The organism is Burkholderia torrens, from assembly GCF_984668525.1.
The window spans coordinates 3002157-3021353 of the sequence record NZ_OZ480212.1 but is presented as its reverse complement, the minus strand read 5'-3'; the positions used below and the strand labels follow the sequence as shown (position 1 = coordinate 3021353).

Below are 19197 nucleotides of genomic sequence, written 5' to 3'. Positions count from 1 at the left end.
ACCGGCTCGATCCTGATCATCGCCGGAGCCGGTCGAATGACGGCTCCAGCGACGGTCGTCGAGCTATCCGAAATACAGGCTGGCCGGCTCGACGATCGAATCGATAAAGGCGTCTGGCCGAGCGGTCGCCCCGGATGCGGACGGCATGGCATCGTGCGAAGCAACATGGCCAAATTGTCCACGTTCAATGCATGGTCAATCCACTGCGACGTTGTGTCATATTTTCCGATTGATTCGCTTCTTGTCGCTACAACGTTCAACGGCCGCGCGAATGCCGGAAAATTCAACCGGGTTTACTCTTTCCCGGCCGCCATCGTCGTTGCGCAATGCTTTGCCGCAACGCAACATCGCGACTACTCTAGTTATTTCCCGATCCGAAATAAATCACGGTGTGATTACCGATATCACGCCATCGGATCTTGCGATTATTTCAAGACAGGTGATATAACCCGTTGCACGCACCGATTTGCAGCAATAACGTCACCAATAATTGCGAGCGGAAAAATGAGAAGAAAGGCGCGGAACCTGGGTTTGGGTGGGATGGCGATCCTGACCGGTGCGATGCCGGTGGGTGCCTATGCGGCATGCTCGGCCACTGCGCCGGGCAGCGGCACGATGGTCACGTGTACCGGCGCGAATGCGCCATCGGTCGTGGCTGCGGCCGGCAGTACCAACGTGACGATCAATCTCGATTCGACTGTGACGGGCAGCTACGTGCTGACGTCCACGCCTACACCGTTCTCCGTTGACACGTCGAGCGCGATTACCAACAACGGCAACCTGTCGATGTCCGGCAACGGCACGGGCGTCGCAAATCGCGGCGCGGTGCTGCTCGGCGTGAACAACGGCAACACGCTCACCAACGGCGCGACCGGCGTGATTTCGACGACGGGAGCCTTCAACGACGGGATGGCCGCGAACGGCAACAACAACACGCTTGTCAACAACGGCACGATTACAACCACCGGCAACAATGCGTATGGGATGACGGCCGCGTGGGGGCAGAGCAATCCCGGCGCGGCAGGCAACCAGATCGTCAACACGGGCGCCGTGACGACGTCCGGCAACAACGCGCGCGCCGCGTCGCTGCTCGGCGGCAACGGCACGATCACCAACAGCGGCACGCTGACGTCGAACGGCCGCGACGCGCCGGCCGTCTACATGCAGGGCAACAACGACACGCTGGTCAACAGCGGCACGATCCAGACGACCGGCACCGCGACGAGCGGCGGCAGCGTCGATGCAGTCGTGTCGAACACGCTCGGCAGCTCGTTCACTGCGACGATCATGAACCAGGCCGGCGGCAAGATCATCAGCAACAACGGGATCGGCATACGTTCGACCAACGGCGCGACGACGATCACCAACGCGGGGTTGATCCAGGGCGGTGGCGGCACCGCGATCCAGGGCGGCAACGGCAACGTGACGCTGATCCTGCAGACGGGCTCGCAGATGGTCGGCACTGCGAACGGTGGCGGCGGCACCAACACGGTGACGCTGCAGGGTACCGGCACCGCGTCGAACGCATTCACGAACTTCCAGAGCCTGACGATGGCCGGCACCGACTGGACGTGGGCCGGTACCGGCACGTTCTCGACCGCGCTCGTGCAGAGCGGCACGCTGAACCTCACCGGCACGCTCGGCACGACGACGGCGTCGGTCGTCTCGACGGTCAACCCTGGTGCGACACTGCAGGCGAATGCGTCGAACCTGCCGCTGTCGGTCACCGACAACGGGCTCGTGCGCTTCCAGCAGGACATCGCCGGCACGTACACGGGCACGATCAACGGCTCGGGCGCGGTGGAGAAAACCGGTTCGGGTACGTTGACGCTCACGCCGTCCGCGGCGGGCGGCAATACGTATTCCGGCGGCACGACGATCACGCAAGGCACGCTGTCGGTCGCGGCGGACAACGCGCTCGGCGCTTCGTCCGGAAGACTGACTTTCAACGGCGGCACGCTGCAGTTCGGCAGCGCGTTCAACCTCGCGTCGAGCCGCGCGATCTCGACCACGCTGAACAACGGCGCGATCGATACGCAGGGGTTCAACACGACAATCATGCAGGACATCACGGGTTCGGGCGGACTCACCAAACTGGGAGGCGGCACGCTGACATTGAATGGCGTACACAGCACGTATTCGGGTGGAACGAACGTGGCTGCCGGCACCCTCATTGTCGGTGATCTCGATGCGGCGGCGGGACTGCGGGGCGGTGGCCCCGTGACCATCGCGCCCGGTGCGACGCTTGGCGGGTATGGCAGTGTGACGGGTAACGTGACGAACAATGGCACGATTTCAGTCGCGAATGCGCTGCCCAGTCTGGCCAGTGGTTTGCCGGGAGACTTCCGGATATTCGGAAACCTGACGAATGCGGGAGTTGTGGAGCTCCGTGGGCGCGTTGTTGGTAACGGATTGGCCGTGTCGGGCAATTATGTCGGGCAGAATGGAGCGGTCAACATGAATACGAAGCTTGCCGGCGACGGTGCGCCATCGGACACGCTGATGATCGGCGGTGTGCCGGCAGCGGCGACGGCAAGCGGCAAGACGACACTGAACGTAACGAACGTCGGTGGTGCCGGCGCGTTGACCACGTCCGACGGTATTCGGCTGGTTTACGCCGTGAACTTTGCGAATACGGGTAACGCGTTTACGTTGTCGGGCGGTACGGTCAGCGCCGGCGCTTACTCCTATTATCTGGTGAAAGGCGGGGTTACCGCCTTGACGGGGGAGGACTGGTATCTGCGCAGCACGGTTCCTCCACGGCCGGATCAGCCAACGCAGCAACCGCCATTCAGTGTTGCCGACGGTACGCCGGAATCGATCGTCGAGGCTGTCAAGAACGCGGCGCCCGACGCCAAGCCGGAACCTGTTTACCGTCCCGAAGTCCCGCTGTACTCGGAAGTACCGGCTGTCGCGCGCCAGCTTGGCTTGCTGCAGATCGATACCTTCCATGATCGCCAGGGCGAACAGGGACTGCTGGCCGAAAACGGCTCGGTGCCGGTATCGTGGTCACGAGTATGGGGCGGCTACAGCAATATCAAGCAGAATGGCGATGTGACGCCGTCCTATGACGGAACGGTATGGGGGATGCAGGTCGGGCAGGATCTCTATGCGGACAACCGGCCGAGCGGACACCGTAACCACTACGGCTTCTTCCTCGGATTCTCGCGCGCGGTTGGGAACGTGAACGGCTTTGCGCTCGCGCAGCAGGATCTGGGCGTGGGTTCGCTGCAGGTGAATGCGTACAACCTCGGCGGCTACTGGACACACATTGGCCCGGGCGGCTGGTATACGGACGCAGTAGTGATGGGGAGCGCGCTGACCGTACGCACGCATTCGAACAACAATGTGAGTGGTTCGACGGACGGCAACGTGGTCACCGGCTCGATCGAAGCGGGCTTGCCGATTTCGCTCGGCTATGGACTGACGCTGGAGCCGCAGGCGCAGTTGCTGTGGCAATGGCTGTCGTTGGCCCGAGTCAACGACGGCGTGTCGGACGTCACGTGGAACAACGGCAATACGTTCCTCGGCCGAATCGGTACGCGGCTGCAATACGCGTTCGATTCGAACGGCGTGAGCTGGAAGCCGTATCTGCGCGTAAACGTGCTGCGTTCGTTCGGCACCGACGACAAGGCGACGTTCGGCGGTTCGACGACGATCGGCACGCAGGTCGGGCAGACGGCCGGCCAGATCGGCGCGGGGCTCGTCGCGCAGCTGACGAAGCGCGGCAGCGTGTATGCGACGGTCAGCTACCTGACGAACCTCGGCGGCGAGCACCAGCGCACGATCACCGGCAATGCGGGCGTGCGGTGGGCTTGGTGAGTCAAAGGGTAACGGTATGTCGATCGATCGGCCGCGGCGCGAGTTATCGCGGCCGATCCGCACACGTCGTTCACGCAGCCTGTTCGACCGGTAACCAGATCTCCAGCACGCCGGCACCCGTCACCGGATCGTAGTCGCCGCTGTAGCGCTCGAACTCCGGCGCATCCACTGCCTTGAATCCCGACGTCGGCAGCCAGCCGTTCCAGATGCTGTAGAAGGTTTGATGCAGCGTGGAGATATGCCCGACGTGTTCGAACACTGCGTACCGCTGCGGCGCCAGTTCGACCGAGCGAAACGGCGCGGGCAGCCGGTCGCGGCTCGTGACTTCCACACCCGCGATGTATTCGAAGCTGCCGTCCGCGTCGGGGTTGCAGCACACGCCATACGTCGCGTCGCCGACCTGGCCGGCGAAGGTACCGAGGTATGGGATGAACGCTTGCCACAGCGCCGGGATCCCTTCGTTGGTTTCGAACGTATAGCGATCGCTCATGCCCGCGATCAGCCGCGTTCCGGCGGTTTCGAAGCGCGATGGCGTCACGTCGATGATCTTCAGCTCTTTCATGCGAAGCGGCTCCACAAGAGACAACCCGTCGAGAGTGCGCCGTGCCCGCACGTCCTCGGGCGTCATGCCGAAGAGATCGCGGAAGGCGCGCGTAAACGCCTCATGGGAGCCATAGCCGGCATCGAGCGCCACGTGCAGGATGTCCGGCGCGCCTTGCGCCAGCGCATGTGCCGCACGCGTGAGCCGCCGCGACCGGACGTAGCGCATCACCGGCCAGCCGGTATTCATCGAGAACAGGCGCGAGAAGCCGAAGCGCGACATGTCGCAGTTCGCAGAAATCGTGTCGAGCGTCAGGTCTTTATCCAGTTTGGTTTCGATAAACCAGAGTGCTTGTCCAACCGGGTTCATGGCGTGCCAATGAGTGTGTCGGGTGGACTATATGGTATCGGCGGACGGAGCATTTGATCGTTCTTGCGCGGCAGCGATGATCTGGCGGATGCACAAAAGCACATCGCCACGCCGGTCGGCGTGGCGATGATCGACAGGCTGCTGCGGTTTAACCCAGCGGCCAGTTCAAAATAGCGATACCGTCGTTGTAATCGCCGTCGCCGCCATCTTCCGACCCGACGAGCCCGAAGTAGGTCTTCTTGAAGATGTCGACCTGACGCGAGCCGATCTTCGACGGCTTGCCGTTCGCCGTCACGACCACGCGCACCTTACCCTTGCCCGAGTTCACGATCTGCGTGTTCAGGTTCGCGTCCTGCGTGCCGGCGCCCTGGAACGTCGCGGCCGGCTTCGCGTTGTCGTCGACGAACACCTCGATCGTCTGCTGCGCCGACGAGTTGACCAGCGCGGTCACGCCGAAAGCGATGTTCGGCGGCAGGTTGAAGATGCCGTCGCGTTCGCCGCCGCCGGTCGTCGTGGGGTCCGGCTGCGCGGGCGGAAGCGGGGCTTTCGAGAAGTAATTGACCACCGCGCCGACGCCGAACTTCGCCGCGGCACCGGGCAACACGCCCGGCGCGCCGGCCCACGTCACCGTGCAGGCGACGACTTGTCCGGCCGCATCGGCTTTCACCTTGTTCTGCCAGCTGCCGACGTCGAAGCTGTACGGGATCGTCGCGATATCGACGAACACGTCGTACTGCGGCAGTTTTTCGACCAGCTGCGCGGTCATGAACTGGCGCATGCGGTCGAGCACGGCCTGGTCGCCGTTGGCTTGTACGGCGGTGGCGTCGTTGCCTGCGAGTTGCAGCAGCGCATACAGATCGTCATGGGTAAACGGTTGTGACATGTCGTCCTCGTCTGGATGGAAGGTCTCGCGTGCGCGGCCGGTGAACGGGCGGCACCGTGCCGCGCGCGGAGCAAAGCGTGGGACTGCTCGAACGATTCGCAATGTGTGGTTGGCCCCGTCGCCATTGCGATGCTGCGTGACTGGCCGTCGCTCAACCGAGCGGCCAGTTCAGGAACACGATGCCGCCGTTGTAGTCGTCATCGGCGCCGTCTTCCGACCCGACGATCCCGAAGTACGACTTCTTGAAGATGTCGACCTGCCGCGAGCCGAGCCGCGACGGCTTGCCGTTCGCCGTCACGATCACGTGCACGCGGCTCGTTTCGGGTTGTCGTCGATAGAGATGTCGATCGTCTGGTCAGCCGATCGGCCACTGGAGCACGACGATGCCGTCGTTGTAGTCGCTGTCGTGGCCGTCTTCCGACACGACGATCCCGAAGTTGACCGTGTACGGCGAGCCGTCCGACTTCTTGCCGTTGATCGGCGCGAGGCGCGCGTCGGTGGCCGACGGCTTGCCGTTGACCGACACTTCGAAGCGGAGCTTGCCGTTGCCGGAATTGAGCGTGGCTTCGCGCGGGCCGTCGCGCGTCGTCAGCTTGTGATACGCGGCGGGTTCCTGGCTGTCGCCGATAAACAGCTTGATGTGCTGCTGCTCGGCGGCATTCGCGAAGAAAATCGCGCGGAAATTGGTATTCGGCGGAATCGAGAACTCGCCGGCACGGTTGGACGACGTTTGAGAATCGGCCATGCTTGCCTCCTGAGGATTGTTGGATAAGGCTTCAGCCTTGTCGCGCAAACGTTTGCTGTTTGAAACGCGACGTACAAAGCATGGCGAAAAATAAATAAAAAAATATTCGATCGGGAATGGTTATTGTTCAGTAAATCGAAAATCAAGATTAATCGATTTAGTAAAATGAAGTTAATGAACCCAATTTCGACGTATTCGGGAAATTATATCGATGCACGTATCGCTTTCTTGAACGATGCGCGGCCGTACCGGAGAGAAGAGAGGCGGGGAGGTACAGCAGGCAATCGGGCTTCGGAGCAGACGCTCGGCGTTCGCATATGGCAGCGTTGTCGTTTCAACATCAGCATCTCGGTCGTGGCCGCGCCCACCGGCCACCGTCGAACGCCCACGCCGAAGCCCGATTACAGGAGGAGGGGGTGCGGCGACCGATGAAGTGGATGGACCGACTCACTCCGAACATGAATAGGACCTCACCGGCGCCGCACCTGAGAAGCATATCGACGGGGCAGGCCGCCGCCTATCGGACAGGACTGATTCTGCGCACAAAAAGCCGCGCGATTTCCGCGCGCCCGGTTGACAGCCCCGGCCGCCCTGTGATTTGATTCCGGCCATGCAAGCCGCCCAGCCCCTCTTCTCGCTACGACTACTAGCCCGTTTCTCCGGGCTGGGTCTGCGGCTGCGCGCTTTCCATCTGCTTCTTTCCTGAAGCGCCAGATTTCCCCCGTATCACCGACCTGGCCCCGGTTATCGACCGGCGCCTGAGTTCGTCTTTTTTCCGTATCGCTCCGCTCCGTCCCGGTCGCTCAACCGCCAAGGCTGTCGTTCGCCGTACCGCTTTGCCGTTGTGCCGTTTCATCGCTGTCACCGCTGCGCGCGCAGCCGGCCTCTCCCGCTGAAGGCCGCCGCGACGCGGTTTCCCGACCAACCGACCGAGGACCGAACACCATGATGCTGAAGAACCCCGCGACGAAGTACCGACCGTTTACGCCCGTCAACCTGCCGAACCGCACGTGGCCGTCGCGCACGATCACGCAGGCGCCGATCTGGATGAGCACCGACCTGCGCGACGGCAACCAGGCGCTGTTCGAGCCGATGGACGCCGCGCGCAAGATGCGGATGTTCAAGACGCTGGTCGCAATCGGCTTCAAGGAGATCGAGGTCGCGTTTCCGTCGGCGTCCGAGACCGATTTCAACTTCGTGCGCGAGCTGATCGAAGGTGGCCACATTCCCGACGACGTGACGATCGAGGTGCTCACGCAGGCGCGCGACGACCTGATCGAGTGCACGTTCGAGTCGCTGCGCGGCGCGAAGCGCGCGATCGTGCACCTGTACAACGCAACGGCGCCGGAATTCCGCAAGATCGTGTTCGGCCTCGAGCGCGACGGCGTGAAGCAGCTCGCGGTTAACGCGGCGCGCACGATCAAGCGCTTCGCCGACGCGGCGACCGACACGCACTTCACGCTGCAATACAGCCCCGAAACCTTCACGGCGACCGAGCTCGACTTCGCGAAGGAAGTCTGCGACGCCGTGTTCGACGTATGGCAGCCGACACCCGCGCACAAGGCGATCGTGAACCTGCCGGCGACCGTCGAAGTCGGCACGCCGAACTTCTACGCGGACCAGATCGAGTGGATGCACCGCAACCTCGCGCGCCGTGACGCGCTGATCCTGTCCGTGCATCCGCACAACGACCGCGGCACCGCGGTCGCGGCGGCCGAGCTCGCGGTGATGGCCGGCGCCGACCGCATCGAAGGCTGCCTGTTCGGCAACGGCGAACGCACCGGCAACGTCGATCTCGTCACGCTCGCGCTGAACCTGTACACGCAGGGTGTCGATCCGGGCCTCGATTTTTCGCAGATCAACGAAGTCGCGCGCACGTCCGAGGAATGCACGCAGTTGCCGATCCACCCGCGCCATCCGTATGTCGGCGACCTCGTGTTCACCGCGTTCTCCGGCTCGCACCAGGACGCGATCAAGAAGGGCTTCGCGGTGCAGCGTCCCGACGCCGTGTGGGAAATGCCGTATCTGCCGATCGATCCGAGCGATCTCGGTCGCACGTACGATTCGATCATTCGTGTGAACAGCCAGTCGGGCAAGGGCGGTATCGCGTACCTGCTCGAACAGGGCTATGGCGTCGCGTTGCCGCGCCGTTTGCAGGTCGACTTCAGCGCGGCCGTGCAGCGCCTGACCGACGACAGCGGCCACGAGGTGACGAGCGCGCAGATCTGGTCGCTGTTCCAGCAGGAATACGTGGAAGGCGATGTGCCGCTGCGTTATGTCGGCCATGAGCTGACCGAGCGCGACGGCCGCGAGACGATCGTGCTGACCGCCGACGTGCACGGCGAGCGCCGCGTGCTGCGCGGCGAAGGCAACGGCCCGCTCGACGCGTTGATGCATGCGCTGCGTACGCCGCTGCGGATCCAGCACTACGAGGAACGTGCGTTGTCGCAGGGCGCCGATGCGAAGGCGATCGCAATTGCCGAGCTGGCCGGTTCCGGCGTGCGCGGCAGCGCGTTCGGCGTCGGCATCGATGCGAACCTGACGACCGCGTCGATCCGCGCGGTGATCAGCGGTGTCAATCGCGCGTATGCGCGCGCCGACGAAGCGGCGCAGGCGACGTTCTTTGACGTCGAGCGTGCGGTGAAGGCTGTCGCGTAAGGGGCGCGGTGATGGCCGCGCCGGGGGGCTCCGGTGCGGCTGCTTCGCTGGCAGTTTTGTTGCTGCTGCACGACCCGGCAAGTGCGTCGTGCAGCGCTTTCTTCATGAAGTCTACCCACGCGCGCGTTTTCGCATCGACGAGCTGGCGCGACGGATACACCAGAAACACTCTCACGTCGTCTGCGCGATAGTCGGGCAGCACGCGCAGAAGCGCACCCGAACGCAGCGCGTCGTCCACCACGAAATCCGGCAGCAGGCCGATACCTGCCCCTTCCGTTACCGCGATCGCCAGCGATGCCGCAATGTCGGCCGTCATGGCCGGTTCGAACGCGATCGTTTCCGAAGCCGAGCCGTTCGTCAGCGTCCATTCACGCGCCGGGTAGGCGGGCGCGACCAGTTGCACGCAGCGATGCCGTGCGAGGGCGCGCGGCGAGTCCGGCGTTCCGTGGCGTGCGACATACGCGGGCGATGCGCACAGCACGCTGCGGATCCTGCCGACGTCGATCGCGACCTGGTCGGAACTCGGCAGGCTCGGCATCGCGATCACCGCGACGTCGTAACTGCCGCGGATCAGGTCCGGCACTTGCGGTGCGAGCGTCAGGTCGACGCAGACGTCCGGATAGCACGCCTGAAAGCGCGCGATGAGCGGCATCACGAAGTGGTTCGCGATACTCGCGCTGCAGTGCGCGCGCAGCCGGCCGTGCGGATGCCGTTGCGCGCCGCGGGCCTCACGTTCGCTCGCGGCGACGGCGAGCACGATGTCGCGCGCCCGTGCGAGGTAGCGTTCGCCGGCTTCGGTCAGGCACATCGAGCGCGTCGTGCGGTTCAGCAGCCGGATGCCGAGGTGCGTTTCGAGCGACGCGATCGTGCGGCTCACGTACGCGGTCGTGAGGTGGAGCCGCTTGCCGGTCTCGGTGAAGGTCCCCGCGTCGGCGAGCGTGACGAAAACCTGCATGCTTTGAATCAGATCCATCGGCGTGGCGCGCATGTCGGGCGATGCCGCGACTGTAGCGAACGACCCGGCGCGCCGCGCGCGTCCGCCAGCAATCGATCGTCGCAAAACGGACAGTGCGGCTCAGCGCCGCCTGAAGTATTCGCTCGGCGGGACGCCGAGTGCCTTGCGGAACATCGCCGCGAATGCGCTCGGGCTGTCGTAGCCGTGTTCGAGCGCGAGTTCGAGGATCGGCGTGCCGGCCGCGAGGCGCGGCAGGCTCAGCAGCAGCCGGGCATGGCGGCACCACGCGCCGTGCGTCATCCCCGTTTCCCGTTTGAAGATGCGCGCGAGCGTGCGCTCGTTCATGTGCGCGCTCCGCGCCCACGACTGCAGCGTGACGGCCGTCGATGGTGCGCTGATCAGTTGCGTACACAGCGCGGCGAGCGCCGCATGGCGCGGCATCGGCACATGCAGCGACAGCAGCGGCGCGATTTCGATTTCATCGAGGATCAGTGCGAGCACGCGGCCCGCGCGGTGCGCGAGGTCATAGTCGGCCGGTAGGTCGCAGGCGGTCACGATCAGTTCGCGCAGCAGCGTACCGACTTCAATCACGCGGCATTCACGCGGCAGGCTCGGCCGCACTTCCTGCGCAACGAACACCGTGCGCATCTGTACGTCACCGGCCATGCGAATCTCGTGCTGCGTGCCACCCGGCACCCAGACCGCTCGGCCCGTCGGCACGACCCAGCTGCCGGCGTCCGCATGCACGAGCATCACGCCGGAAATCGCGTGAATCAGCTGGCCGTGCCGATGCGAATGCGGCGGATAGGCGATGCCGGCCGCCGCGTCCGACGCGACGGCGGCGATCTGCTTGTGCTTGTCCTTGCGCTCGAGCGCGCTGAAGAATTGATTCACGTGTCCTTTTCTCGACGACGAATGCGCTTTGCGCGCGAGATCGACCGACCGGGTCGAAATTACCATAGGCCCATCGTTTTTGTTCGATTGCCATTGCACGATGCGCGCCTCGTTATTGCCCCCGGTTTCCCTTCGTTCGTCCGTCGTCGTTACGCTGCTGAGCGCGGCGATGCTGGCCGCGTGTTCGGTCGGCGAGCCGTACCGTCCACCCGCACTTGACGCGGTGCGCACCGGGCCGTTCGACGCGGTGGCCGACGTGCCGGTCGCGGCGGCCGGTGAACCGCCGGCGCGCTGGTGGCGGCTCTACGACGATCCCGTGCTCGACGGCCTCGTGCGCGATGCGCTCGCCCGGAACCGCGATCTCGCGGCAGCCGTCGCTCGGGTCGAGCGTGCGCGTGCGGTGTTCGACGAGGCCGGCGCCGCACGGCTGCCCGACACGACGGCCGGGTTCGGCGGTGACTACGGCAAACACGCGCCCGATCAGATCGTCGCGGCGGCCAAGGGCACCGACGCGCGTACGCGCTGGGGCTTCGCGCCGTCGTTCTCGCTGTCGTGGGAGGTCGATCTGTGGGGGCGCGTGCGCAGTCTGGTCGACGCCGCGCGCGCGGACGCCGACGCGGTGCAGGCCGCGTCTGACGCGATGCGCGTCGTGGTGGCCGCCGAGACGACGGCCGCGTATGCGCAGGTCTGTGCGTATGGCGAGCGGATCGACGTGGCCGAGCAGTCGGTCGGGATCGCGGACCGGCTGGCTGCGCTGACGGCGAAGCAGCGCGCGCACGGGCTCGTGTCCGATCTCGAAGTGGCGCGTTCGCGCGCATTCGCGGACGACACGCGAGCCGACCTGCCCGCGCTCGTCGGCTCGCGTCGCGCGGCGCTGTACGAACTTGCGGTGCTGACGGGTCGTGCGCCCGGCGCGCTGCCCGACGCAGCCGCGCATTGCCGCACCGCACCGGTGCTCGCACGGCCGTTCCCGGTCGGCGACGGCGCGTCACTGCTGCGCCGCCGCCCCGACCTGCGCGAGAGCGAACGCCAGCTGGCTGCCGCGAATGCGCGGATCGGCGTGGCGACGGCCGAGCTGTATCCGTCGATTTCGCTCGGCGGCTCGGTGAACTGGCTGTCGACCGGCGGCGATCCGTCGACGCTCGGCGACAAGTACGCGATCGCATGGGGCGTCGGGCCGCTGATTACGTGGCGGTTTCCGAACCTGGCGGCGAGCCGCGCACGGCTCGCGCAGGCGCGCGCCGACGACACACTCGCCCGCGTGCAATTCGATGCGCAGGTGTTGCGCGCGCTGAAGGAAACCGAACAGGCGCTCGCGCAGTACGGCGCCGCGTGGCGCCGCCGCGCCGCGCTCGAAACCGCACGTGGCGAGCATGCGCGCGCCTATCGTCTCGCCGAGCTGAACTACGAGGCCGGCGCACTCGATTTCCTCGGCGTGCTCGACGCGCAGCGCAGCCTCGTCGCGGTCGATGCGGCGCTGGCCGAATCGACGCAGCAGGTCGCGCTCGACCAGGTCGCCGTATTCAAGGCGCTCGGAGGTGGCTGGCAACCGTAGCCGGCTGCGCTCGCTGCGCCCCTGTCCGTTCTCTTGCAAGCCCACTCTTCATTCCGATCATGAGCACGACTGCCGTACCCGAAAAAGCCAAAACCGCCCGGTTCTCCCGGCGCCAACTGATTGCCGCGGGCGTCGTGCTCGCCGTCATCGCGTTTGCCGTGTTCGGCTCGCACTGGTGGACCGTCGGCCGTTTCATCGAGGGCACCGACGACGCGTATGTCCGCGCCGACGTCGTGACCGTCAGTTCGCGCGTATCGGGTTACGTCGCGCAGGTCGCCGTCGACGACAACCAGCCGGTGAAGCGCGGCGACGTGCTCGTGCGGCTCGACGATCGCGACTATCGCGCGAAAGTCGACGAGGCGCAGGCTGCCGTCGCGGCGGCCGATGCGACGCTGCAGGCCGAGCAGGCAGCGGCCGCGACGCTCGACGCTCAGATCGGCCAGCAGCGCAGCCAGATCGCGCAGGCCGACGCCGACGCGGCCGCCGCACGTGCCGAGGCCGCGCGGCGCGACGCCGATGCGACGCGCTACCGGCAACTGCTCGCCGAATCGGCTGCGAGCGGACAGCGCTGGGAGCAGGCCTTCGCGGACGCGCTGAAGGCGCGCGCCGAGCTGGCCCGCGCCGGCGCGGCCGTGCGGGTGCAGACCGACCAGCAGACCGTGCTGCAGCGCCGCCGCGAACAGAGCACGGCCGCGATCGCGCAGGCACGTGCGAGGCTCGCGGCCGTCCAGGCGAAGCTTGCGCTCGCGCAGCTCGATCTCGACCACACGGTGATCCGTGCGACGCGCGACGGCAGTGTCGGCCAGCGCGCGGTGCGCGCGGGCCAGTACGTCGAAGTCGGGATGCCGCTGCTCGCGGTGGTGCCGCTGAGCGACGTGTACGTCGTCGCGAACTTCAAGGAAACGCAGCTCGGCGCGATGCACGACGGCCAGCCCGTCGAGATCGACGTCGACACCTATTCGGGCCGCACGCTGCATGGCCGCGTGATCGGCCTGGCACCAGGCTCCGGCGCGCAGTTCGCGCTGCTGCCGCCAGACAACGCGACCGGCAACTTCACGAAGATCGTACAGCGCATCCCGGTGAAGATCCGCGTCGATGCGCCGCCGGCCGGCGTCGTGCTGCGGCCCGGCATGTCGGTGATCGCGCGCGTCGACACGCGCGGCACGCAGGGGGCCGGCTCGTGACCGCGGCGACCGCACAGGCTGCGCACGAAGACGCCGTTTCGCTGCGCGCGTGGGTCGCCGTGCTCGGCGGCGTGTTCGGCTGCTTCATGGCCGGGATGAACGTGCACGTGACCAACGCATCGTTGCCCGACATCCGCGGCTCGCTCGGCGCGAGCTTCGAGGAAGGCTCGTGGATCACCACTGCATACCTGGTCGCCGAGATCGTCGTGATTCCGCTCACCGGCTGGCTCGTGCAGGTGTTTTCCGCGCGGCGCGTACTGCTGGTCGGCGCGACCGGCTTCCTCGCGTTTTCGCTCGCGTGCTCGGTCGCGCCGAGCATCTCGACGATGATCGTCGCGCGTGCGCTGCAGGGCGCGTTCGGCGGCGTGCTGATCCCGCTGTCGTTCCAGCTGATCGTCACTGAATTGCCGTCGTCGAAGCACCCGCTCGGGATGGCCCTGTTCGCGATTGCGAACAACGTTGCGCAGGCGGCCGGCCCGTCGATCGGCGGTTGGCTGACCGACATGTATTCGTGGCGCTGGATCTTCTACCTGCAGATTCCGCCGGCGATCGCGCTGGTCGCAGCGATCGGCTGGGCGATCCGGCCCGTGCCCGTTCAGTTCGGGATGCTCAGGCGGGCCGACTGGTTCGGCATCGCGACGATGGCGGTGGGTTTGAGCGCGCTGCAGATCGTGCTGGAGGAGGGCGGGCGCAAGGACTGGTTCGCATCGGACCTGATCGTCGAGCTGTCGATCGTCGCGGCGGCGGGGCTGGCCGCGTTCGTCGCGATCGAGCTGCGGCGCAAGGAGCCATTCATCAACCTGCGCCTGCTCGGCCAGTACAACTTCGGGATCGCGAGCCTGATGCAGTTCCTGTTCGGCGCGGTGGTGTTCGGCGTGGTGTTCCTCGTGCCGAACTACTTTGCCGAGCTGCATGGCTACAGCGCGCGCGACATCGGCCTCGCGATGATTCCGTACGGGCTCGTGCAGTTCGCGATGTCGTTCCTGACGCCGCCGCTGATGCGTCGCACCAGCCCGCGCACGACGATCGTGCTCGGCTTCGTGCTGGTCGCGGCCGGCTGCCTGATGAACATCCACCTCGACGCCGATGCGGCATCGAACGTGATCGTCCCGTCGCTGATCGTGCGCGGAATCGGGCAGTCGTTCGTCGTGATCGCGCTGGCCGTGATGGCCGTCGACGGGATCGAGAAGGCGCAGCTCGGCTCCGCGTCGGGCGTGTTCAACATGGTCCGCAACGTCGGCGGCGCGATCGGAATCGCGGTGATGAGCCAGATCGTCGTCGAGCGACAGAAGCTGCACGCGATGCGCATCGGCGAGGCCGTCACGCCGTTTTCCGAGGCGTTCCAGGAACGCATGGCAATGCTCGCGCGGCTGCTCGCACGCGTGCATGCGCCGCGCGCGGACGTGCTGCCCGGCGGGTCGATCTCCGGCGTGCACGAGCTGGCGCTCGGACTCGTGAACCAGCGCGTGATGCGCGAGGCGCTGTTGATGGCATACAGCGATACATTCCTGATCGCCGGAATCGCAATGATCGGGTGTACGGCGGCGGCGTTCGTGTTGAAGGGGAAGAAGCAGGCGTGACGGCGGGAGGGCTTGCCACCGCGCCGTTACGCCGCCACTGGTTCCCACGACAGCAGCGGCGCGAGCGATTTCGCCTGCGGCAGCCGCATGATCGTGTCCAGCGCGGTGGCCTCCAGACGGCGGCGTTGCGCGATATCGTGCACCAGCTCGACGCACGTATCGACCAGCGCGTCATACGGCGCCGCGCGGAATCCGGTTACATAGTCGGAATCGACCGACGTCGTCGGCGAGACCTCACCGACGATCGCCTTGCCGTTCGTCATCAGGTAGAACGCGCGCACGACCTCGAAGATGTGCGACGCGTAGTGATGCAGGTTCAGCACGACTTTCGCCCGCGCGATGAACGCATCGCGCTCGGCGCCATAGATGCCGCCGCTGACGATCCCGACATTCAGTCCGCGTGCCTGAAGCGCTTCGAGCACCGCCGCACGACGCGGCCCGATCGTGCCGTAGAACAGCACGTCGATATCCTGCTCGACGTCGCTCGGAATGCGGCGCAGCTTCGGATGAAAACCGAGCGTCAGATAGCGCGCATGGTCGATGCCGAGCGTCTTCAGCTTCGCGATGTTGCGCGCGCTGTAGTCCCAGGTTTCGTATTTCGACGTCCAGCGATAGATGTTCGTGTTCCACGGCTGTTCGTCGACGTGAATCTGCTCGGTGTTGACGACGATCGTGTCGTCCGGCACGTACTCGGTCGCGGCCGGATCGGCGAGATGGCAGCCGATCAGGAAGTTACGCGCGTCGGACCTCATGTCGTTCTCGCTGAAATGCACGACGTGACCGAGATCTTCGAGCCCGTAGGCGATCACTTCGGCGAGTTCGGTGAATGCGCCCGAGTGCGCGTAGCCGGGCGGGCGGACGATGCAGATGTTGTAGTCCATGACGGGCGCCTCCCTCCGGTCAGCCGACGAGATCGCGAAGATCGGCGGCAGCTTCGTCCAGCACCGGGTTCCAGTCGGCGAACGTCTTCTGACGGTACAGCGACGCGCTCGGATAGAACGGGCTGTCGCGCCGGTCGTGCTGCCACACCCAATGCGGATTCGTATCGAGCAGCACCCATGTGAACTGGCCGAGTGCGCCGCACAGGTGCGACATCGACGTGCAGACGGTAATCACGAGATCGAGCGCGCCGACGAATGCGGCGGTGTCGTCGAGCGTCCGCCATTCGCGCGTTAAATCGTTCACGACGAAGCCGTTCGACCGCGCGGCTTCGACGTCGTGCTGCGCACCGGGCTGCAGCGAGTAGAACGCGACATCCTGCTGCAAGCTGCCGAAGGCTTCCGCGAATCGTTCGAGGCCGACACGGCGAAAGCGGTTGCGCTGGTGCGTGAGGCTGCCCGTCCATGCGAGGCCGACTTTCAGCCGCTTCTCGCCGGCGAGCGCGGTGCGCCATGCGTCGATCGCGCCGGCATCGGCGTGGAGGTAAGGCGTCGTCGTGGCGATCGCGTCGTGATCGAGGCCGAGCATGCCCGGAATGCTCATCAGTGGCAGCTCGAAATCGAACGCGGGGAGATCTCCGATTTGCGTGCTGGTGTCGAACATGTCGACATGTTGCGCGAGACTGCGCTCGAACAGCGCACCGAGCGTCGGGAAGGCATTCCACACGATCCGCCCGCCTTCGCGATGCACGCGTTCCGCGAGCAGCGGTACGTAGCGGCAGAACTGCAGCGCGTCGCCCAGGCCCTGTTCGCCCCACACGAGCAGCGTCTTGCCTTTCAGCGAGTCATCGCGCCAGCGCGGGGCGGGAAAAACCGGCAGGTTGCCGCGCAGCTCACCCGAACCCTCCCAGCGCGATTCGTAATTCCGCCATCCCGAGGCGAAATCGCCGCGCGCGAGCTGGAGCAGCGACAGGTTGTGACGGTAGGTCGGGTTGTGCGGTGCGAGTCCGACCGCATGCGCCGCGTAGCGTTCGGCGTCGCCCCACTGCTGCGCTTCCTTCAATGCGGTGGCCGTGTTGTTCACGGCGAGCGCGTTGTCCGGTGCGAGCGCGACCGCTCGCGTGGCGGCCCGCAATGCGCCGTCGAGATCGAAACGGTCGATGCGGGTGATGACGGCGTTGGTCCACGCGCGCTCGTCGTCGGGGTTGTCGTCGAGCGCACCTTCGATGAGCGCGAATTCCACTTCGGGGTCGCCGCCCGTGAGGCGGATCGCCAGCGCGAGGTTGTTCTTGAGCGACGGCCACGACGGCGCGAGTTCGAGCGTGCGGCGATACGGCGCGATAGCGTCCGCGTGGCGCCCGGCCATTTGCATTGCATAGCCGCAGTTGAATGCAGCCGCAGGTGAATCGGGCCGCAGTTCCCAATGCGCGGCGGCGAGCTTGGCGGCGCGGTAGGTTTCGCCGCGATCGATCAGCGTTTGGGTCGCGGTGGCGACGGCTTCGTCATCCACATCGAGCGACGACGCATCGACCAGCGTGGCGAGCATCGTGTTGTCGATGCCGTGGTCCTGCAAAGCGGTGTCGTCGAAGGAAGGCGTGTCGTGGGTCGTCGTGATCTGCATGTCGGGTCGCTCCGGAAGTCAGCCCGCGCATCGTGGCGGCGGGCTCTTGTGGGGTCGGTTCTGACGCGCATGGTGGCTCGTGCCTGTGGGCACAAAACGGTATGGCGTCGTCTTGACCTCAACTTTATGCAGACGTGTCCGATTGCTAAATAGGACGAGTCCGAATTACCGATGCTGTACGAAAGCGAATGGATCGTTGGCGTCGCGACTCGATCCGCTTGTAGTCCCAGTCCTATTTTTACGTTTGCGGCTCGCCAATAAGACCTGTCCGATAGAGATAGCGTCCGACGATCTTTTTAATACGCAGTATTCCGGCCGACATCGTTCGGCAACTATCAGACAGGGAGTACTGACGATGAGCGCGGCAGATTTTCTGGTGAAAGGCACCGTGATCGGGATGGTTGCGAGTGCGGCAACCGTCGGGCTGATTCACGTGGTGGTCGAGTTCGGCACGCGCTGGTCGTCGAACGGCATGGTCGTGACGATCGCGACCGCGTTGCTGATGACGATGGCGTTGCTGGTGCCACCGGCCGTCGCTGCGTGGCGCAATCGTACGGAGGTCGTCGATCCGTTCTACGAGCCGGCGGCATTGAAGCCGATGTTGCAGGGGCGGACGATCGGTATCGTCGTCGGCATCGTGTTCGGTATTTCGATTGTGACGGGGTGGTGACGATGTCGATGCCCGTTACCGACCGAACCGATACGACCATGGCACCCGCAAGCGCTCCCGTGATCGATGTGCCGACCGTCTGCAGGAAACTTCGCGTGATTTCGCTGCGAGGCGAGCGTGGCCGCCGCGATGCGTTTCGCACGAACAACCCGGCACTCGCATTCGAATTCGTCGATGCGATCGACGGCCGGGCGCTGTCGGATGACGATATCGAACGAAGCGGCCTGTTCGCACCGGCGCTGCCGTACACGCGCGGCGCGATCGGCATTGCGATGACCACGCATCGCCTGTGGACCGACATCGCCGCTGGCACCGAACTCGTCACGATCGTCGAGGACGACGCGATCTTCCGCCCGGACTTCGACGAGACGGCGATGCAATTCCTCGCGGCACACGCGGATCGCCACGACTTCGTCGCGTGGGGCTACAACTTCGACTCGATCCTGCGCGGTGCGATCTTCAACAGCCGCGCGCCGGTGACGATGCATTTCGACGAAGCGGCGCTCGCGCAGGCCGTCGACGATTTCCGCACCGACCGCGGCCCCGTGCTCGTGATGGACCTGCTCGAGTTCTACGGGATTTGCGCGTACACGATCTCGCCGGCCGGTGCGCGCTTCCTGCTCGACCATTGTTTTCCGCTGCAACCGGAGACGCTGTTCTCGCACGGGCTCGGCCGCACACTGCCGAACTACGGGATCGACATCGCGATGAACAAGTTCTATGGCGCGATGCGCAGCGTCGCTGCATTTCCGCCGCTGGCCGTGACGATGAATGCGCGCGAGACGTCGACGATCCAGGTGTGATGCCGATGGATGCGGAACACGACGGCCACGCACACGCGT

At 65.4% G+C, this 19197-nt stretch carries 14 protein-coding genes and 1 pseudogene; 7 read left to right on the top strand and 8 right to left on the bottom strand.

Translation table 11 applies throughout. The features are described from left to right. Window positions 1-540: 540 nt before the first annotated feature. Window positions 541-3822 carry an autotransporter family protein gene (locus AC5LXX_RS29780; RefSeq protein ID WP_493413442.1) on the top strand — a complete coding sequence of 1094 codons (3282 nt, stop codon included), beginning with the start codon at window positions 541-543 and terminating at the stop codon, window positions 3820-3822. A 70-nt stretch (window positions 3823-3892) separates the two neighbouring features. On the opposite strand, the gene AC5LXX_RS29775 is transcribed toward AC5LXX_RS29780, so the two are convergent. From AC5LXX_RS29775 to AC5LXX_RS29760, 4 genes and pseudogenes are all read right to left on the bottom strand, one after another. Then, window positions 3893-4732: an AraC family transcriptional regulator gene (locus tag AC5LXX_RS29775; protein ID WP_493412133.1), complete on the bottom strand. Its 840-nt coding sequence runs from the start codon at window positions 4730-4732 to the stop codon at window positions 3893-3895. Between the two features lie 148 nt (window positions 4733-4880). Then, a complete protein-coding gene (locus AC5LXX_RS29770) occupies window positions 4881-5615 on the bottom strand; it encodes a fucose-binding lectin II (RefSeq protein WP_322082509.1) in 735 nt (244 codons plus the stop codon). Window positions 5616-5766: 151 nt separating this feature from the next. Beyond that, a pseudogene (locus AC5LXX_RS29765) lies at window positions 5767-5928 on the bottom strand (fucose-binding lectin II); the annotation flags it as partial. Between the two features lie 42 nt (window positions 5929-5970). Beyond that, the gene (locus AC5LXX_RS29760; protein ID WP_493412132.1) at window positions 5971-6360 is read right to left on the bottom strand and encodes a fucose-binding lectin II; all 390 of its coding nucleotides are present in this window, start codon (window positions 6358-6360) and stop codon (window positions 5971-5973) included. A 948-nt stretch (window positions 6361-7308) separates the two neighbouring features. Here AC5LXX_RS29760 and leuA point away from each other — a divergent pair. Beyond that, entirely contained in the window at window positions 7309-9018 is a 1710-nt protein-coding gene (gene leuA / locus AC5LXX_RS29755) for a 2-isopropylmalate synthase (RefSeq protein WP_493413441.1), read from the top strand. On the opposite strand, the gene AC5LXX_RS29750 is transcribed toward leuA, so the two are convergent. Continuing rightward, window positions 8936-9991 (bottom strand): LysR family transcriptional regulator, encoded by a 1056-nt coding sequence (locus AC5LXX_RS29750; RefSeq protein ID WP_493412131.1) that lies wholly within the window; start codon window positions 9989-9991, stop codon window positions 8936-8938. The genes leuA and AC5LXX_RS29750 overlap by 83 nt on opposite strands. A gap of 102 nt (window positions 9992-10093) precedes the next feature. Further along, window positions 10094-10867, bottom strand: a complete 774-nt coding sequence (locus tag AC5LXX_RS29745; RefSeq protein WP_493412130.1) for an AraC family transcriptional regulator — start codon at window positions 10865-10867, stop codon at window positions 10094-10096. Window positions 10868-11036: 169 nt separating this feature from the next. On the opposite strand from AC5LXX_RS29745, the gene AC5LXX_RS29740 reads away from it, so the two are divergent. Genes AC5LXX_RS29740 through AC5LXX_RS29730 form a run of 3 tightly spaced genes read left to right on the top strand, consistent with a single transcriptional unit; the run spans window position 11037 to window position 15186 of the window. Then, window positions 11037-12422, top strand: coding sequence for an efflux transporter outer membrane subunit (locus AC5LXX_RS29740; protein ID WP_493412129.1), 1386 nt, complete (start codon window positions 11037-11039; stop codon window positions 12420-12422). Between the two features lie 59 nt (window positions 12423-12481). Further along, on the top strand, window positions 12482-13606 hold the full coding sequence (locus AC5LXX_RS29735; RefSeq protein WP_493412128.1) for an HlyD family secretion protein: 1125 nt from the start codon (window positions 12482-12484) through the stop codon (window positions 13604-13606). Continuing rightward, entirely contained in the window at window positions 13603-15186 is a 1584-nt protein-coding gene (locus AC5LXX_RS29730; RefSeq protein WP_493412127.1) for a DHA2 family efflux MFS transporter permease subunit, read from the top strand. The genes AC5LXX_RS29735 and AC5LXX_RS29730 overlap by 4 nt, the downstream gene beginning before the upstream one ends. A 26-nt stretch (window positions 15187-15212) precedes the next feature. Here the strand turns inward: AC5LXX_RS29730 and AC5LXX_RS29725 are convergent, their stop codons facing one another. Beyond that, complete coding sequence (locus AC5LXX_RS29725; RefSeq protein ID WP_493412126.1) at window positions 15213-16067, bottom strand: CgeB family protein; 855 nt, start codon at window positions 16065-16067, stop codon at window positions 15213-15215. Between the two features lie 19 nt (window positions 16068-16086). Next, the gene (locus AC5LXX_RS29720; protein WP_493412125.1) at window positions 16087-17685 is read right to left on the bottom strand and encodes a hypothetical protein; all 1599 of its coding nucleotides are present in this window, start codon (window positions 17683-17685) and stop codon (window positions 16087-16089) included. A gap of 355 nt (window positions 17686-18040) precedes the next feature. On the opposite strand from AC5LXX_RS29720, the gene AC5LXX_RS29715 reads away from it, so the two are divergent. Then, complete coding sequence (locus tag AC5LXX_RS29715) at window positions 18041-18355, top strand: hypothetical protein (RefSeq protein ID WP_493412124.1); 315 nt, start codon at window positions 18041-18043, stop codon at window positions 18353-18355. Between the two features lie 95 nt (window positions 18356-18450). Further along, the gene (locus AC5LXX_RS29710) at window positions 18451-19158 is read left to right on the top strand and encodes a glycosyltransferase family 25 protein (protein ID WP_493412123.1); all 708 of its coding nucleotides are present in this window, start codon (window positions 18451-18453) and stop codon (window positions 19156-19158) included. The last annotated feature ends 39 nt before the right edge of the window (window positions 19159-19197 follow it).

Excerpts from the sequence above, each read along its gene's own strand:
- AC5LXX_RS29780 (WP_493413442.1), top strand. The coding sequence starts at position 541 with ATGGCGATCCTGACCGGTGCGATGCCGGTGGGTGCCTATGCGGCATGC.
- AC5LXX_RS29775 (WP_493412133.1), bottom strand. The coding sequence starts at position 4,732 with ATGAACCCGGTTGGACAAGCACTCTGGTTTATCGAAACCAAACTGGAT.
- AC5LXX_RS29770 (WP_322082509.1), bottom strand. The coding sequence starts at position 5,615 with ATGTCACAACCGTTTACCCATGACGATCTGTATGCGCTGCTGCAACTC.
- AC5LXX_RS29760 (WP_493412132.1), bottom strand. The coding sequence starts at position 6,360 with ATGGCCGATTCTCAAACGTCGTCCAACCGTGCCGGCGAGTTCTCGATT.
- leuA (WP_493413441.1), top strand. The coding sequence starts at position 7,309 with ATGCTGAAGAACCCCGCGACGAAGTACCGACCGTTTACGCCCGTCAAC.
- AC5LXX_RS29750 (WP_493412131.1), bottom strand. The coding sequence starts at position 9,991 with ATGGATCTGATTCAAAGCATGCAGGTTTTCGTCACGCTCGCCGACGCG.
- AC5LXX_RS29740 (WP_493412129.1), top strand. The coding sequence starts at position 11,037 with ATGCTGGCCGCGTGTTCGGTCGGCGAGCCGTACCGTCCACCCGCACTT.
- AC5LXX_RS29735 (WP_493412128.1), top strand. The coding sequence starts at position 12,482 with ATGAGCACGACTGCCGTACCCGAAAAAGCCAAAACCGCCCGGTTCTCC.
- AC5LXX_RS29725 (WP_493412126.1), bottom strand. The coding sequence starts at position 16,067 with ATGGACTACAACATCTGCATCGTCCGCCCGCCCGGCTACGCGCACTCG.
- AC5LXX_RS29720 (WP_493412125.1), bottom strand. The coding sequence starts at position 17,685 with ATGCAGATCACGACGACCCACGACACGCCTTCCTTCGACGACACCGCT.
- AC5LXX_RS29715 (WP_493412124.1), top strand. The coding sequence starts at position 18,041 with ATGAGCGCGGCAGATTTTCTGGTGAAAGGCACCGTGATCGGGATGGTT.